The sequence below is a fragment of the Paenibacillus sp. FSL W8-1187 genome (genome assembly GCF_037965485.1).
GTDB classification, from domain to species: domain Bacteria; phylum Bacillota; class Bacilli; order Paenibacillales; family Paenibacillaceae; genus Paenibacillus_O; species Paenibacillus_O pasadenensis.
Window position 1 is genome coordinate 1,815,406 of record NZ_CP150181.1, and the last position, 16,372, is coordinate 1,831,777.

11 protein-coding genes and 1 pseudogene are annotated in these 16,372 nt (G+C 68.8%); 6 read left to right on the forward strand and 6 right to left on the reverse strand.

From position 1 onward, the window contains the following. Positions 1-88 precede the first annotated feature (88 nt). Genes NYE40_RS07920 through NYE40_RS07940 form a run of 5 tightly spaced genes read right to left on the reverse strand, consistent with a single transcriptional unit; the run spans position 89 to position 5,568 of the window. Entirely contained in the window at positions 89-997 is a 909-nt protein-coding gene (locus NYE40_RS07920) for an ABC transporter ATP-binding protein (RefSeq protein ID WP_052333455.1), read from the reverse strand. 13 nt (positions 998-1,010) lie between these two features. After that, positions 1,011-1,856, reverse strand: coding sequence for a hypothetical protein (locus NYE40_RS07925; protein ID WP_028599909.1), 846 nt, complete (start codon positions 1,854-1,856; stop codon positions 1,011-1,013). Next, entirely contained in the window at positions 1,837-2,433 is a 597-nt protein-coding gene (locus NYE40_RS07930; RefSeq protein ID WP_228551354.1) for an RNA polymerase sigma factor, read from the reverse strand. The genes NYE40_RS07925 and NYE40_RS07930 overlap by 20 nt, the downstream gene beginning before the upstream one ends. A 4-nt stretch (positions 2,434-2,437) precedes the next feature. Further along, positions 2,438-4,696 carry a hypothetical protein gene (locus tag NYE40_RS07935; protein WP_339279744.1) on the reverse strand — a complete coding sequence of 753 codons (2,259 nt, stop codon included), beginning with the start codon at positions 4,694-4,696 and terminating at the stop codon, positions 2,438-2,440. Further along, positions 4,693-5,568 (reverse strand): ATP-binding cassette domain-containing protein, encoded by an 876-nt coding sequence (locus tag NYE40_RS07940; RefSeq protein ID WP_339279745.1) that lies wholly within the window; start codon positions 5,566-5,568, stop codon positions 4,693-4,695. The genes NYE40_RS07935 and NYE40_RS07940 overlap by 4 nt, the downstream gene beginning before the upstream one ends. A gap of 261 nt (positions 5,569-5,829) precedes the next feature. Between NYE40_RS07940 and pxpB the strand changes: the two genes are divergently transcribed. Next, positions 5,830-6,669, forward strand: a complete 840-nt coding sequence (gene pxpB, locus NYE40_RS07945; RefSeq protein ID WP_339279746.1) for a 5-oxoprolinase subunit PxpB — start codon at positions 5,830-5,832, stop codon at positions 6,667-6,669. Positions 6,670-6,845: 176 nt separating this feature from the next. Further along, entirely contained in the window at positions 6,846-11,795 is a 4,950-nt protein-coding gene (locus tag NYE40_RS07950) for an S-layer homology domain-containing protein (protein WP_339279747.1), read from the forward strand. Positions 11,796-11,992: 197 nt separating this feature from the next. Here the strand turns inward: NYE40_RS07950 and NYE40_RS07955 are convergent, their stop codons facing one another. Then, positions 11,993-13,288, reverse strand: a complete 1,296-nt coding sequence (locus NYE40_RS07955) for a beta-ketoacyl-ACP synthase II (RefSeq protein ID WP_339279748.1) — start codon at positions 13,286-13,288, stop codon at positions 11,993-11,995. A gap of 111 nt (positions 13,289-13,399) precedes the next feature. Between NYE40_RS07955 and NYE40_RS07960 the strand changes: the two genes are divergently transcribed. The 4 genes and pseudogenes from NYE40_RS07960 (at position 13,400) to NYE40_RS07975 (ending at position 16,361) form a co-directional block, all read left to right on the forward strand. Beyond that, positions 13,400-14,257, forward strand: a complete 858-nt coding sequence (locus NYE40_RS07960; protein WP_339279749.1) for a helix-turn-helix transcriptional regulator — start codon at positions 13,400-13,402, stop codon at positions 14,255-14,257. A gap of 484 nt (positions 14,258-14,741) precedes the next feature. Then, positions 14,742-15,341, forward strand: a pseudogene (locus NYE40_RS07965) (allophanate hydrolase subunit 2 family protein); the annotation flags it as partial. 103 nt (positions 15,342-15,444) lie between these two features. After that, on the forward strand, positions 15,445-15,723 hold the full coding sequence (locus NYE40_RS07970) for a hypothetical protein (protein ID WP_339280036.1): 279 nt from the start codon (positions 15,445-15,447) through the stop codon (positions 15,721-15,723). A gap of 29 nt (positions 15,724-15,752) precedes the next feature. Then, complete coding sequence (locus NYE40_RS07975) at positions 15,753-16,361, forward strand: MOSC domain-containing protein (RefSeq protein WP_084137440.1); 609 nt, start codon at positions 15,753-15,755, stop codon at positions 16,359-16,361. Positions 16,362-16,372 lie beyond the last annotated feature (11 nt).

A 16,372-nucleotide genomic window follows, 5' to 3' on the forward strand; every position in this document is an offset into this window, starting at 1 on the left:
ATACTTCGTAAGTAGCATAAAGGGATGCTCTTAGTGAATATTTAACATAATTCACCAAGAGCAGCCCTTTTTCTACCATTAACTGATCTTACATGTCGTTATGATCGTTCTGTAGAGTTGTGTTGATGCGGGTCTGCTCCTCTCGAAGCCGCGCCCGCGAGCGCAGGAAGTACGCGTCCTCGAGCGTCGGCTCCTGGACGGCGAACTCCGGCCCGGGACAGTCCGCTGCGAGCAGGCGCACGCTCCAGAGGTCCAGCTCCGGCCGAACCTGCAGCAGGTCGCCAGGCGGCAGCTCGCGGTAGCGCTCCGGCGAGACCGATCCTCCCCACACCGAGCCGGGCAGGGCGGACGTCCACTCCTGCGGCGTGCCGTGGAACTGCGGCTTGCCGTCCGCCAGCCACAGGATGCGGGACGCCCAGGCTTCCCACTCGTTGAGCTCATGCGTGGAGACGACGACGGCGCGGCCGCGGGCGTACGAGGCGAGGAAGCGGATCAGCCGCAGCCGCTCGACCGAGTCGAGCGCGTTGAGCGGCTCGTCCAGGAACAGGTAGTCCGGCGAGCCGATGACGGACTGCGCGAGCGCGATCCGCTGGCGGATGCCCTGCGGCAGCGTCTTGATCGCGCGCCGCCGGTAAGGCTCCAGCTGGAACAGCCCGATGACCCGGTCGGTCTCCGCGCGGCCGGCCTCGCCTTTGAGCTCGGACAAATAGCGCAGCAGCCGCTCCATCCGCATGTCCTCGTACAGCTCCAGCCCGGTCGGCACATAGCCGATCGACGAGCGGATCGCCGCCAGATCGCGGTCGCCGCTCATGAGGCCGTAGCGGATGCCGCCCTGGTCGGGAAACTCGGCGGTCGCCAGCAGCTGCAGCAAGGAGGACTTGCCGGAGCCGTTGGCGCCGGCCATGACGGTGATGCCTTCGCGCAGCAGCAGCCGGGGGACGTCCAGCGTGAATACGCCGGCCCGGCGCTCCCAGCGCACGCCGCTCAGCTCGATCATCGGCGGGCCTCCTTTAGACGACCCGCTTGATGACGAGGCTGCGGCGGTACGCCATCGAAATCATGAGCGCGCCGGCTCCAAGGCAGAGCCAGTAGATGGCGGTGCGGATCGTTTCCGGCGCGGAGCTGCCGCTTTCGGGCATGCGCAGCACGTATTCCATGACGTTCCACGCCATCCAGAACAGCGAGCCGATCACGAACGAGCTCTTGACCCCGGCCCGCAGCATGACGTAGGCGGCGCCGCCGGCGATGAGCAGGATGAGCGACATCCACTGAAGGATGAACGGCAGCACCGGGAACTGCTCCATGCGCGTCGCCAGATAGAGCGAGGCCGCCACGCCGAACAGCACGTTCAGGCCGCCGACGATCATGACGCGGGCCATCAGCAGCAGCGCGGGCGGATACGGCGTGATGCTCTCGATCGTGCGCATCTCGCGGTTCCAGCTGCGGAAGCTGTACAGCAGGCCGGAGAGGAACATCATCGGCAGGAACAGCGACAGCTTGGCGCTCACCTCGCTCAGCATCGACGAGCCTTCCTCGCCGGAGCCGTACGGCAGGATGTACATCAGCATGAGGAATACCCCCAGGCTTGCAAGCCAGTACGCCCGCGAATACGCGCCGAGCTGCGTGCGCAGCAGCTTGAGCAGCGTCGGCCGGCGGGCGTCCGGCACGCTGCCGCCCATCCAGTCCGGCACGCCTCGGCCGGAGAGCTCCGGACGCAGCCCGTCGAAGGCGGGCTGCAGCGACGCCAGCAGGCGCGCCGTATCCGAGGCCGTCACCGGCCGCGCGTGCAGCGAGGACAGGGGACCGCGAAGCTCCTCTTCCAGCTGCTTCAGTTCCTTATCGTTCGGCAATTCCATCCGGTTCCCCTCCTTCCGCCCGCATCGGGGCTTTCTGCTCCTTGCCGAGCTTCGTCTTGAGCCGGCGCAGAGCCTTGTACAGATGCGTCTTCACCGAGCCCAGCGGGAGCTGGAGCGCGTCGGCGATGTCCTGCAGCTTGAGATCCTGATAAAAGCGGAGCAGCACGACCTCGCGCTGCACCTGCGGCAGCTCCTCGAGCGTCTGCCGGATCTCGCGGCGCGTCTCCGAGCGCTCGGCCATCTCCACGACGGAGGGCCGCTCGTCCTTGCGCTCCGGCGGCTCGCCGAAGCGGTTGCGGTCGGTCTGGTAGCCGGAGCTTTTCCAATAGTCGCGGCACTGGTTCATCGCCACCCGGTACAGCCACGCCTGCACGTTGTCGGGGCTGCGCCGGTCCTTGAGCTGGCGGATCAGCTTGAGGAACGTCTCCTGCACGATATCCTCCGCCCGCCCCGGATCCTTCAGCTGGCGCTGCAGGAAGCCCGAGAGCGGAGCATGGTAGCGGTGGACCAGCGCCTCGAAGCTCGCCTGGTCTCCGTCCATCATTCCTTGGACCAATTCTTCATCCGTCACCGTCACGCGGTCATCCTCCTTCATCGTCCGTCATCGGCGGCCAGCGGTCGTCCGGCATGCGCGCGCGCCATTCCTTCATAAATTCGTCCACCGTCACGTACGGCGGCGCGGCTGCGGCCATGCGCTCGCCGGCTCCGCTGCGAGGCGGCTCCGGCAGCGCGAGCCCGCGGCTGCGGAACTGCTCCAGCACCTCGCGGGCCAGCGCGGCATGGCCTCGGTCGTAGGCGGCCTGGATCAAGGCGCGCATCGACCTCCATGCCGGCAGCTCCTCCGCCTCGATGCGGTACGGCTCGTCCGGGCCGCGCTGCTTGTTGTACAGATAAGCATAAGCGGAGCGGATCGCCAAGGCAACGGATTCGCTGCCGGAAGGATCCTCCAGCGCGTTCTCCCGGGCCATCGCTTCTCCCCGACCGACGTCGCCGAAAAGCAGCAGGTCGCTCAGCGCGTCCTCGGCGTAGCCGTCGAGATTGCGATGCTCCGTCTGCGGGATGAACAGCGTGTCGTTCTCCGCATGCCAGGAGCGGTTCACGCTCGGAGCCTCGACCGGCGCGCCGATCAGATGCATCGGGAAAAAGAACAGCTGCCGGACCGCGCCGAGCGGAGCTCCGGCCAGCTCCTCCAATCCTTCGCGTCGCCGCTCGAAGCGCTCGAGGAACGCTTCCGCCTCGTCCCGGTTGCCCGGCGTCGTCACGATCCGAATCGCCTCGCCCTCCCGCCGGACCGTCTCGAAGCGGCCTCCGACGAGCGTGAGTCCCGCGCCGGAGACGCCGCGGAAGCGGACGGCTCCGTCCGCCGACGGCTCCTCCGGCAGCGTGCCGAACAGCGGAGCGCGGAAGCCGGACGCTTCCACCTCGTAGGCGGCGCCGGGCGTCAGCGCGGACGACGGGCGGTCGAGCAGCCTGCCGTCTTCGTCGAGCGCCAGCAGCGTGTCGCCGCCGGGCAGCGGGTACCAGCCGAGCGAGGCGGGCAGGTAGAGCGCATCGGAGCGGAGGAAGGCGAGATAGCTCTCGCTGCCGCCCGGCCCGCTCAGCCATTCGTCGAGCCGGCCGCCGTAGCGGATCTCCACCGTCTGGACAGGCCGGCCGCGATCGAGCATGAGCTCGGGAAAGCGGATGCTGTCGCCTTTGCGCTCCCAGGCGATCGGCACGCCGTTCAGCTGGACCGACCGCACCTGCAGCGACGGATAGAGCAGCAGCGACACGATGCCGGGCTCCTTGTAGCGCAGCGTCCGCCCCCGCTCGGCCGGCAGCAGCCGGCCCTTTTCGGTCGGCAGCTCGAGCGTCGCCTCGGCGACGAGACTGCCGTCGCCGGCCAGCTCGAGCCGCAGGTCCATCCGTTCCAGCCGGAAGCGGTAGGCGGCGGGATCGAGCCGTTCGTCCGGGCCGGCCGCCGCCTGCTCGAGCTGCGCGCGATGGACGTCGCGGGCCGCCTCCAGCGAGGCGAACGGCGCGAATGCTCCTGCAGCGGCCAGCATCGCGACGAGCGCGAGCAGCCACGGCCGCCGCCGGTTCAGCGGCGGCTTGCTGCGGCCGAGCAGCGCCGCGCCGGCCACGAGCAGGAACAGCGAGAACGCGGCGCCGAAGCCCATGATGCGCAGCAGCTCGCCGCGGGCGAGCGGCCAGGACCAGACCTCGTTGCCGAGCAGGCTGTTCTCGAACAGCGGCTGCAGGTAGAACGCCTTGAGCCAGCTCCATTCGTAGACCGGCCGGATGTAGGCCTGCAGGAACAGCGAGCCGAACACCCAGGCGCAGAACGCCGCCGGCAGCGAGAAGCGGAGCGGCAGCAGCACGCCCAGGAACAGTCCAAGCGCCAGCGAGACGGCGAAGGCATGCTCGTACAGCAGTCCGTAAAGGGCGAGCTGCCGCCCCATCGAGGCGGCGGGCAGGCCGTGCCGCAGCGCCGAGGCGGCGTACGCCGCTCCGACCGCGAGCGTGTACAGCGTCATGTAGGCCAGGCCGGCGAGCCATTTGGCCGCCATCCAGCCGCCGGCGGGCAGCGGCAGCCGGAATAGCCATTCGGCGGACGGATGGAGCAGGTCGCGCCGCATGAGCAGCACGCCGAGCAGCAGCGGGATGGCGGTCGTCAGCATGAGCAGCATCTGATGCGTGTCGGACGCGTACAGATTGATGTCCTGCGACGACTCCGGCCGCAGCCGCCATGTGTGCAGCAGCATCCAGATGGAGGCCGCGGCCGGCAGCAGCAGCGTCCAGCGCAGCAGCAGCAGGGAGCGCAGCTCCATCGCCGCCTGGCGAAGCACGTTCGGAATCATGCCGGACCTCCGGAGGGCTGGCGGTTCATGAGGCTCAGATAGCCTTCCTCCAGCGTCGGCTCCACGCGCTCCGCGAACGGCGACGGCGGGCGGTCGCTCAGCGCGCGGCAGAGGATGCCCTCCTCCGTGCGCCGTGCGCTCAGCAGCCCGCCCAGCGGCATGCGCCGCCATTCGTTCTCCGACGTCTCCCACGCCCAGGTGCGGTCCTCGGCGAAGCCGGCGAGCCCTTGGGTGCTGCCGTGGTACAGCAGCCGTCCTTCGCCGAGCACGATCACCTCGCGGCAGCTCGCGCCGATGTCGCCGAGCACATGCGTCGACAGCAGCACGACCCGCGTCGCCGCGGCCTCGGCGAGCACCCGCCGCAGGCGGATGCGCTCTTCGGGATCGAGGCCGGCGGTCGGCTCGTCGACGATCAGCAGATCGCCGGCCGACAGCAGCGCCTGGGCGACGCCGAGCCTTTTGGTCATGCCGTACGAATAGTGGCGGGCCGGCAGATCGGCCTCGCCGAGCAGATTGACCTGCTCGAGCACCTCGTCGACCTTGCGCCGGCGCTCCGCGAGCGAGCCGCCGCCTTGCAGCGAGGCGGCATGGAGCAGCCATTGGCGGGCGGAGAACTGCGGCAGCACGCGGATGTTCTGCGGCAGGTAGCCGATGCGGCTGCCGCTGCGGCGGAAGTCGCGGACCGAGCTGCCGCGCAGCAGCGCGTCGCCGGTCGTCGGCGCCAGCATGCCGGCCAGCAGCCGCAGTAGCGTCGACTTGCCGGCTCCGTTCGGGCCGAGCAGGCCGTGGAGGCCGGGGCCGAGCTCCAGCGTAAGCGGGCGCAGCGCCCAGCCCGTCTTGTATTGTTTTCCCAGCTTGCAGGCGGTAAGCATGTAGATGTGAGCCTCCTGTGCAATCAACGACTGCCTCGCGCAAAAAGTTTCTCTATAGAAAGCAGTATACCATCCGGAGCCGGAGCGCGCCGCCGGCGGAGAACGCCGCGCGGGGGCGAGGCGTCCTCCGCCGGGCTTCGTTGACAGCTTCGCGGCGCGGCGAAGATAATGAAGGAATGTGATCGACGGGCCGGCAGGCGAGGCGGCGGGAGGCTGCCGCCGCATGCCGACAACGCAGGAGAACGAGCGGAGGGGTAGCCGATGGCGACGGGAGGCGAGCGGGACGAGCGGGAGCGGATGGCGATAGGCAGCGGGCGCGACGAGCGGGAGCGGAAGCCGGCGGGAGGCGAGCGGGAGAGGCCGTCCGAAGCGGTCATGAGCGGCGCGGCTGCCGGGCTGCGCAAGCCGCCGCTGCGCTGCGAGCCGGCCGGAGACCGGGCGCTGCTGCTGCTCCCGCCGGAGGACGGCTCGGCGCCGCCGGAGGGCGAGCCGCTGCAGCGGCTGCTGGCCCATGCCGCGGCCTGGCTGGAGGCGGCAGGCTGGGAGTGGCTGGAGGATGCGGTGCCAGCCTATGAGAGCGTGCTGGCCGTCTACGATCCGGTGCGGCTGCAGCGCGGCCGGAAGGGCGCTGTCCCGTGGCGGCTGGCGCAGCGCCTGATCGAGGATCGGCTGGCCGCGCTGCCTCCGCTCCCCGAGGCGGCGGAGCGGGCCGCAATCGAGATCCCGGTGCGCTACGGCGGCGAGCACGGGCCCGATCTGGAGCAGGCGGCGCGGCGCAGCGGCATGACGCCGAGCGCGTTCATCGCGGCGCATTCCAAGCCGCTTTACCGGGTCGTCATGCTCGGCTTCCTGCCGGGCTTTCCCTATCTCGACGGACTGCCGCCGGAGCTGGCGCAGCCCCGGCTCGATGCGCCGCGGCCGCGCGTTCCGGCCGGCTCGGTCGGCATCGGCGGCGCGCAGACCGGCCTCTATCCGTCGGAGTCGCCGGGCGGCTGGCAGCTGATCGGACGGACCGACGTCCTGTTGTTCGATCCCGGCCGCGAGCGCCCCGCGCTGCTCGCCCCCGGAGACCGGGTGCGGTTCGTTCCGGTGGAGAGATGACATTTGGACGGAATTAGGACCGAATTAGGACAAAAGTCTAAGAAATTATAGGTATTTCTTCATATTTTCGATCTAGATGCCGATAAAAAAACGGCGTCAGAAAGAAAAAGGGGGAGTACGTTATTTTCATTCATAGCAAAACAAGGCCGCGAATAGCGGCCCTGACCGCAGCAGCCGTGCTGCTCGGGTCCGGTTTTCCGGCGCCTCAAGGCGTCCGAGCGCAAGCTTCGGTCGGCGGAACCTATTTCACCGATACGGACAACTGGGGAGGAGGCGCCGCCGGCAGCGCGCCGGACGGCGATCTCGACTACGCGACCAACCGCATCTCCAACGGTCACGCGCTGTACCCGATCGAGCTCAAGATCGAGAACGTCGACAAGCTTCCGGCCGAGAGCGCCAGGCTGCTCATACGGGCGTACGATGTCGACGAGTATGACGGGACGGACAGCACTTCGACAGGCGAATGGGATCGGATCTACTTGTCGGACAAGCCGGAGGATATCGTGCTTGGCAATCCCTACACGCCGTGGAAGACGACCGGCGGCTGGAGCAGCGCGACGGCCTCCTACAAGAAAGAGTTCAAGCAATCCGCTTATGTCGGAGCTCTGTCCGGAGCCAACGAGAAGTGGAATACGACGGTGCTGTCGGTCGATCCGGACAGGATCAAGCTGGGCGACCAGTATGTCGGCGCATCCATCCACCACTACTTCAAGTCGAGCAGGCTGAACGCCGGCTGGGTGACCGAGATCGACTGGGCGCAGCTCGTCGTGGACGGCGGCATCCGGGACAAGGCGGAATTTTCGAGCGCCGGCATCACGGTCAAGAACGGGAAAATCTCGATTGATTCGGCTTTTCTGGGCAAGGCCGGATACCAGGGCCCGTTCTCGCTCGAAGCCAACGTCATCCAAGAGGTCACGGATGCGGACGGGACGGTGCGCGAGGTCAACCTCGCTCTCGACAGCAAGCGGGTCGCCAGCGTGGATCCGGGCGAGCCGGGCCGCTGGAGCCTTGATCTCGAGAACCCGGACATCCGTCTCGGCGAGGACTATCGGATCAACTTGATCCTGTTCGAGGATCGCGGAGGCAACGGATCGAACCCGAATCCGGGCAAGGTGCAGCATCTGCTCGATATCCCGACCTCGGAAATCCAGATGCTGGCGGAGGACTTCCGCAAGCCGTCGTCCGTCTTCGCGGCGGAGGACTTCCGTTCCAGCTTCTTCAAGACGAACGGCGTCGAGGGCGCTGACGCCTTGGCCAACGGAGCCAATCTGGAAAAGATCCGCATCGCGTCGCTCCCCGATCCGCAGGACGGCGAGCTGATGTACGACGGCGTTCCGCTGAGCGCCGCCGATATCGGCAAGGAGATCGCGATCGCGAACGTCTCCAAGCTCGGATTCCGTCCGGCCTCCACCACCGACGGGGAAGCCGAATTCGGCTGGACCGGCTTTGCCGAGGGCAAATATGCCTCCAAGCCGGGCCAAGCGAGCTTCGGCGTCAACCGCGCTCCGATCGTGGAGTCGCTGAGCAAGCCGGCGCTGAAGGGCGAGACGCTTTCCTTCAGCCGGACCGACTTCGCGCAGGCATCCGCTTATGTGGATCCGGAGCAGCAGCCGCTGGCCGCCATCATGGTGACACAGCTGCCGGATCCGGCCAAGGGCAAGCTGTACCTCAAGCGTGCCGATGCGCCGCTTGTGCCGATCGTCGCAGGCATGCCGATCGCCGCAGCCGATCTGGACCGCCTCGTGTTCCAGCCGGAGGCCGGCGCGACGGGCACGGCCGAATTCCGCTGGAACGGAAGCGACGGCGAGCTGTACGCCGCAGCGGACAAAACCGTCCACATCCGGATCAACACGCCGCCTGTCGGCGCCGATCTGAGCCGGACAGGGCCGATGGGAGCGCCGATCGGCTTCGCGGCTCCGGGCGGAGGGAGCAGCTTCGCGGCGCTGTACGGCGACGAGGACGGCGACGCCTTCCATAGCGCCGCGTTCGACCTGCCTGCCGGCTTCGCGGCGAAAGGCACGCTCAGCTATACGGACCCGTCCACGACGGAAACCGTATACGCCGAGCCCGGCCGGCGCACGCTGGTGCCCGCGCTGGCGCTGGAATCGCTTCGCTTCGTGCCGGCGCCAGGCCTCGCCAACGGCGCGGCGGTCGACATCCCGTGGCGTCCGTTCGACGGCAAGCAGCTGGCGGAGCAGCCTTCGCTGCTGCGGATCGCCTACGACGGCATTCCAAGGGCGGAATGGATTTTCGCCTTGGCCAATGAAGGGGTCCAGGAGCTCCGCCTGATTCCGTCCGGGACCGACCAGGAGACGGTGACCGGCCTCGTCTACCGGCTTGTTCCGGATTCTGGCCCTTCCCGCGGAACGCTCGTTCCGGACGTGGATTCGGACCGGGGCGGCTGGATCTACACGCCGGACAAAAGCTTCGTCGGCGGCACGGACAGCTTCCGTTACGTCGCGGTGGATGAGAGCGGACAGGTCAGCGAGCCTGCGACGGCGACGATCATCATCCACAAGGCGCTCGACGGCTGGGCGGGAGACAAGCCGCAAGGCGATCCGAGCCGCATGACGGCGCTGCCGGGCTACCCGGTCCGGCTGTCCGCGGTATCGTCGCTGGCTGCGGAAAAAGTAACGGCATCGCTCGCAGGAGCGGAAACCGAGCTGGTCTGGATCAATCCGTCGACGAGCCAGGCGGAAGGGGTCAAGCGGTGGGAGAAGGAGGGCTTCCTGCTGCCGCAAGCCGCGGCAGGCGAGCATGAGGCGGCATTCACCGCTTACGGTCCGCTTGGACAGCTGATCTCAAACGAAGAAGCCTCGCGCCGATCGGACAACTGGATCACCGTGCTGACGACCCGCATCGCCTTGACCGCGGATCCCGACCGGATCGTCGGCGACGGTAGCTCGACTTCCGTGCTGACTGCAGCCGTGACGGACGAGAGTGGCGGTCCGGTGAGCGGCGTATCCGTCTCGTTCGCGGCCGGAGCCGGTTCGTTCCCGGACGGCGTGACTGCCGTGACCGGAGCGGACGGCAAGGCCAGCGTCGTCTATCGTTCGGCGGCGATGAGCGGCACGGCGGAGCAGCGGATCCCGGTTACGGCCAAGGTGCTGGATCTCGTACGAGGGTTGGCCGGAGAAAAAGGGATCGAGCTGACGTTCCTGCCTGCCCGCATTCAAGGCGTCCTTACCTCCGGCAGCTCCAATGCGCCGGTCGCAGGAGCGATCGTCCGGGCGGCGCTGGATCTGAACGGCGACGGCGTCATCGAGCCTGGCGTCGATTTTGAAGCCTCGACGACGACGGACGAGCGTGGACGCTATTCGCTGGCGGTGCCTAAGGGAGACGCGGTCTACGAGCTGGCGGTTACGCAGCTCATCGAGATCGGCGGCGTGCCGACTCCGGTCACCTATACGCAAAAAGCCGTTGTCGGCCATGCCGACGGAACGGGGGAGCAATCCTTCGAATCCGAAAAGACGGTCAGCGGCATCGTTCTGCTCAAGCAGCCGGACGGCGGCACGGCGAAGCTGGATGCGGAGACGGCCGGCCGTTCCAGCGTTTATTTCAAGGACAGCCAAGGAAAATACGTCACGGACGGCAGCGGGGCGCCGAAGGCTCATCCGCTGAGCGCCCAGGGCGTCTTCTCGACAGAGGGCCTGCCGGTCGGCTCGTACGCCTTCGAGATCCGGTATGAGTTCGAGCCCGGCGTGCAGGCGGTGCTGAGCGTAGGCCAGGCTCATGTCAAAGCGGACGGAGAGCTCAACCTGCTCACGCAGCTGGTCGATCCGTACGGAACGGTAAGCGACGCCTCGACCGGAGCCGTCATCGAAGGCGCGACGGTCATGCTGCATTACGCCGACACCGGCCGCAACAAGGCCGCTGGCAAGGCTGCCGGGTCGGGCGTCGTCCTGCCCGCGCTGGTCGGCTTCGAGCCGAACGACAACGCCAGTCCGTTGCAGATGACCGACAAGAACGGGTTCTACGCGTACATGGTCTACCCGGAGACGGACTATTATCTCGTCGTCTCCAAGGCCGGCTACGAGACGTACCGCAGTCCGGTCATATCGGTCGAATGGGACATCGTCAAGCATGACCTTCAGCTGCGCCCGCTGTCTGCGCCGGCTCCGCAGCCTCCGGCACGGACCGGACTGGCGGTGGAGATCGCCTCGGAGCAGATGGTCGTGCGCGAGGAGAGCGAGTCGCTGCTGACGGTCACCTACAAAAACAGCGGTTCCGACCGCATGGCAAGCGGAACCGTCGAGGTCGTCCTGCCTGACGGCGCAAGCTTCGTCCGCGCCGACGGCGCGGCCATCGAGGGCGCGAAGGCGGTCTGGAGCGTCAAGGATCTCGCAGCCGGACAGACGGGCCAGCTGCAGCTGACCGTGCGCTGGCCGCGCCTGGATGCGAAGGAAAAGGACGCCGACATCACCGCGGCCTTCTTCTCGGGAGATGCGTCCGCGAAGTCGGTCGCCAAATTCAAGCTGTACTCGGACCGCTTCGAGCCGCTGTTCCATTCGCGCTACATCCGCGGCTATCCGGACGGGGAGTTCAAGCCCGGACAGACGCTGACGCGGGCGGAGGTCGCCGCTGTCACGGCGCGCTTGTCCGACGGTCCGGCCGATGATGCGAAGGCGGGCTCCTTCCGCGACATCCGCAGCGGCCACTGGGCGGAAGGCTACATCCGCGAGTCTGCCGCCAAAGGCTACTTCAAGGGAGGAACGGACGGCCGCTTCCGGCCGGACGCGCCTGTGACCCGCGCGGAGCTCGTCGTCGTCCTGTCGCGCTTCCTCGGCCTCGAGCCGGGAGAGCCTGCAGGCAGCCGCTTCCTCGACACGGCCGGCCACTGGGCCGAAAAGGAGATCGAGGCGCTGCGCGTCGGCAAGTATTTGAACGGCTACCCGGACGGAAGCTTCCGTCCGAACCAGCCGATCCGGCGCGACGAGGCGGTCGCTCTCATCAACGGCATGCTGCGGCGCGGTCCGCTTGCCGGCGTGCAGCCGCTGTTCCCGGACATGCCGCAGGGCAACTGGGCTTACGGAGCTGTCATGGAGGCTTCGCTCTCTCATGAATCGGAGCGGGTCGAGGACGGATCGGAGCGCCTGCTGAAGGCGATCGAGGACCATATGGAATAACGAAAAAGCGAGGCTCATTCAGCCCCGCTTCAGAAAGCGGCATCGGGCCCGAGAGGCGCCCGGCGCCGCTTTTTTTCATGCCGCTCGGCGATGGCGTCCCGTGGCGGCGGCCGATGGCCGCGGGAAGGCGGCAACGGAAAGCGAGCAGCGGATGACTGTCGTCGGCATGAGCGGCTTCCGCCGCTTAGCAGCCTCCTTCAGCCTTCTTCAAAGCGGCCGAGCGCGATGACGGCGTTATGCCCGCCGAAGCCGAACGAGTTGGACAGCCCGACCGCCAGCCTCTCGCGCCGCGGGGCGGCCGGGACGGTCAAGGCGCAGTCCGGGTCGGGCTCCTCCTGGTTGAGCGTCGGCGCGATCAGTCCCTCGCGCAGCATGCGGACGAGCGTGATCGCCTGCGCGCCGCCTGATGCGCCGAGCATATGGCCGGTCATCGACTTGCCGGCGAATACCGGCACGCTCCCGCCTCGCTCGCCGAGCGCGCTGCGGATCGCCCGGCTCTCCGACAGGTCGCCGGCCGGCGTGCCGGTCGCATGGGCGCAGACGAGGTCCACGCGCTCGGCCTCCAGGCCGGCGTCGGCGAGCGCCAGCCGCATGGCGGCCGCCGCGCCGCGGCCGGTCGGCTCGGTCGCGACCCGGTGGTACGCGTCGGAGGTCGCGCCGTAGCCGAGCACCTCGGCCAGCGGCTCGGCGCCGCGCGCAAGCGCGTGGGCGAGCGTCTCGAGCACGACGATGCCGGCGCCCTCGGCCATGACGAAGCCGGAGCGGCTGCGGCTGAAAGGACGGCTGGCCGCCGCCGGATCGCCGCCCGACGAAGCGAGCGCGGTCGCGTTGCCGAAGCCGGCGAGGGCGATCGGGACGACGGCGGCTTCGGATCCGCCGGCGACGGCGACATCGGCGATGCCGGCGCGCAGCAGGCGCATCGCTTCCCCGATCGCCGTGTTGCCGATCGAGCAGGCGGTCACCGGCGAGAGCGTCGGCCCGGTCAGGCCGTAGCGGATGCTGATTTCCGCGGCGGCCATGTTGGCGATCATCATCGGCACGAGCGTCGGGCTGACGCGGCTATGGCCGCGGGCGCCCAGCACGCGCGCCTGCTCCATGAGCGTGCCGAGCCCGCCGATGCCGGAGCCGACATAAACGGCCGTCCGATCCGGCACGAGCCGGCCCTCGCCGAGTCCGGCCTGGCCGAGCGCTTCCTCGGCCGCCGCGAGCGCGAACTGCACGAAGCGGTCCATCTTGCGGGCTTCTTTGCGGCCGAACCGGGCTTCTCCGTCCCAATCGGGCACGAGGCCGGCAATCGCCCGCTCGTCGGCCTGCTCCAGCCACTCCTCCGGCCATCCGCCTTCTTGCAGGCGGCGGATGCCCGAGCGGCCTTCCGCCTGGGCGGTCCATAACGTCTCGGCGCCGGCGCCGAACGGACTGACGGCTCCCATGCCGGTAATGACGACGCGATGCTCCTTGCTGGACGGGGCGGCGTTCGTGTAAAGCTCCATCATGCTCCATCTCCTTTGCAACTTGCGGATAAGCGCAGTTTCGCACAGCTCTTATGCTGGTACAAGTTGTTGTTTATACTAGGATAAGAAGTAATGGGATCGAGGAGGAAGGGCATGAACCGACAGGAGAGGCTGAAGGCTCTATCGGAATTTCTGCGCTCGCGCCGGATGGCGCTGCTGCCGGAGGAGCACGGCTTTCCCGCAGGGGGGAGGCGGCGGACGCCGGGGCTGCGGAGGGAGGAGGTCGCGCAGCTGGCCGGTGTGAGCCCGACCTGGTACACCTGGCTGGAGCAAGGACGGGACATCCGCGTCTCGTCCTCGGTGCTCGACGCGGTGGCGAAGGCGCTGCGGCTGAATGCGGACGAAAAGCGGTACATGGCCGCGCTGGCGGGCGACGCCGCAGAGGGCGGCGAGCCGGAGAGGAGCGCGTCCGACGAGCCGGCGGCGCTGCCCGTTCCGCTGGGGCGGATTTTGGACGAGCTGGCCGGCTGTCCCGCGATCGTCTCGGATCGCCGCTGCCGGATCGCCGGCTGGAACGAGGCGGCGGCCCGCGTTTTTCTCGACTTCGGTTCGGTGCCCACGGAGGAGCGCAACATGATCACGCTGCTGTTCACCCGGCCGGAGCTGCAGCGGCTCGCCGTCAACTGGGAGCAGTTCGTACGGGGCTATCTGGCGCTGTTCCGCTATTACTACGGCCGGTATGCCGACGACGACTGGTATTCCCGCTTCATCGAGGCGATGGAGCGGCGCGACGCCCGCTTCGCCCCGCTCTGGGAGGAGAGCCGCGTCAGCGCCGCGCCGGAGGTGATCCTGGAGTTCCGCCACGCCCGCGCGGGCAAGATGCAGTTCCAGCTGACGAGCCTGCAGGCCCAGGGACAGCCGGATCTGCGCGTCAGCATCTACACGCCCGCTCAAGGCACGGCGACGGAGCGCAAGATGAGACGGCTGATGGACGAGGAGCGGGGCGGCTGAGCGGAAGATGAGGCGGCTGATGGACGAGGAGCGGGCGGCTGAGCGGAAGATGAGGCGACTGATGGACGAGGAGCAGGGCGGCTGAGCGGAAGATGAGGCGGCTGATGGACGAGGAGCGGGCGGCTGGGCAGAAGATGAGGCGGCTGATGGACGAGGAGCGGGGCGGCTGAGCGGCAGGCGGAGCCGCGAGCGGAGGGAATGGAAGTCTGTCGTGGCTTCATGCGGACAGGCCAGCCGAAGCGCTTCAGCGGAACGGGCTGCCGGCCAAGCAGCTGGTCGCGGGGCCAGTCGATGAGGTCGAGGCGCGGGATGGCAAGCTGGAGCCGGCATGAGCTACAATGAAGGTCATGAGCGCGGAAAGGAAGGGATGAGGATGAGGACGAAGGAAGCGGCGTTCACGATCATCCGCCCCGGCTTCGGCGCCGAGCTGCAGCATCTGGGCCGTCCCGGCCTGCGAGCCCAGGGCATGCCGGCCGGCGGCGCGATGGATGCGGTCTCGCTGCAGACAGCCAATCTGCTGTGCGGCAATTCGCGCGGCGCGCCGGCGCTGGAGCTGGCGCTCGGCGGCGTCCGCATGCGCGTCGACGCGCCGGACGGCGTGCTCGCGGCGATTTGCGGCGCCGACATGCCGGCCGACTTGGACGGCGTGCCGGTGCCTGCGGGCCGAGCCGTCTGGCTGCCGGCGGGCGGCACGCTTTCGCTCGGCGCGGCGCGCTCCGGCTGCCGCGCCTACTTGGCCGCCGCAGGCGGCCTCGCCGCGCCGGGGGCGGCGGCCTGTGGCGCGGCCGGCGGCGATGAACGCGCCGGCATCGGCCGCCGGCTTGCCGCCGGCGAGGCGCTCCGCCGCGGCGAGCCTTCGGCGCGCGGCGCGGCGCTGCTGGCGGCGCTCGCGCAGCGCGCCGCCCAGGCCGGCGGCGGCGGGAGGCTGCCCGCCGCCGCGCCGTGGCTCGCGCCGCGCCTCGTGGCGCGCGGCGGAGCCGACGGCTCCGGCACCGCCGTGCTGCGCGCGGTGCCGGGAGCCGCTTACGGGCAGCTGACGCAGGCTGCCCGGGAGCGGCTGTGGCGGGAGCGGCTCGCCGCCTCTCCCGCCAGCGATCGGATGGGCGTCCGGCTCATCCCGGACGCCCATCCGATCGAGCTCGAGCGGATGGGCGGAGCTGCGCTCGCACGGCGTGCTGCCGGGCGCGGTGCAGCTCCCGCCCGGCGGCCATCCCGTCGCGCTGGCGGCAGGCTGCCAGACGACGGGCGGTTATCCCGTCATCCTGCATGTCATCGCCGCCGACCTGCCGCGGCTCGGCCAGCTGCGGCCCGGCGACGGGACGCGCTTCCTCCGCGTGGAGCTGGAGGAGGCGCAGCGCCTCCTGCTGCGGCAGCAGCGGGAGCTCGACCGGCTCGAAGCCGCGCTGCGCCTTCGGACCGAACGCTTCTTGCAGGAGCAGCGCCGCGCGCCGGCCGCTGACAGCTGATTTTTTCATTTGAACAGGAGGAAAGCGACATGACCAACGATCAGCCGGGCGTCGACCCGCAGGCTGCGAGCAGCGCCAAGTCCGGCAAGAGGAAAGGGTCGCCGGCCTTCGTGGCCGGCCTGTATACGGCCGATGCGCCGGGCAGCTTCGTCTCCCGCGAGCTTGCGGAGGCAGAGCTGGAGTTCGGCGGAATCCGCGGCGACCGCCACTTCGGCGTGACGTCCCGCGCGGACAGCCGCCAGCCGATGTATCCTCGCGGCACCGAGATCCTCAACCGTCGGCAGATCAGCATCCTCTCGCGCGAGGAGCTGGAGGAGACGCGGGAGCGGATGGGCATCGAGGCGCTCGATCCCGAGTGGATCGGCGGCAACCTGCTGCTCTCCGGCTATCCCGGGCTGACGCAGCTGCCCGCAGGCTCGCGGCTGCTTTTCCCAAGCGGCGCCGGGCTCGTCTGCGAAGGCGAGAACCATCCCTGCACCGACGCCGGCAAGGAGGTCGAGCGGCATGTCGCTCCCAAGGAGCGGCTGCCGCAGGCGTTCGTGAAGGCCGCGCGCGGCCGGCGCGGCATCGTCTGCTCGGTGGAGCGTCCCGGCCGCATCGCGTTCGGCGACGAGATCCGCATCATCCCCCCGATGTAGGGGAAAAGGAG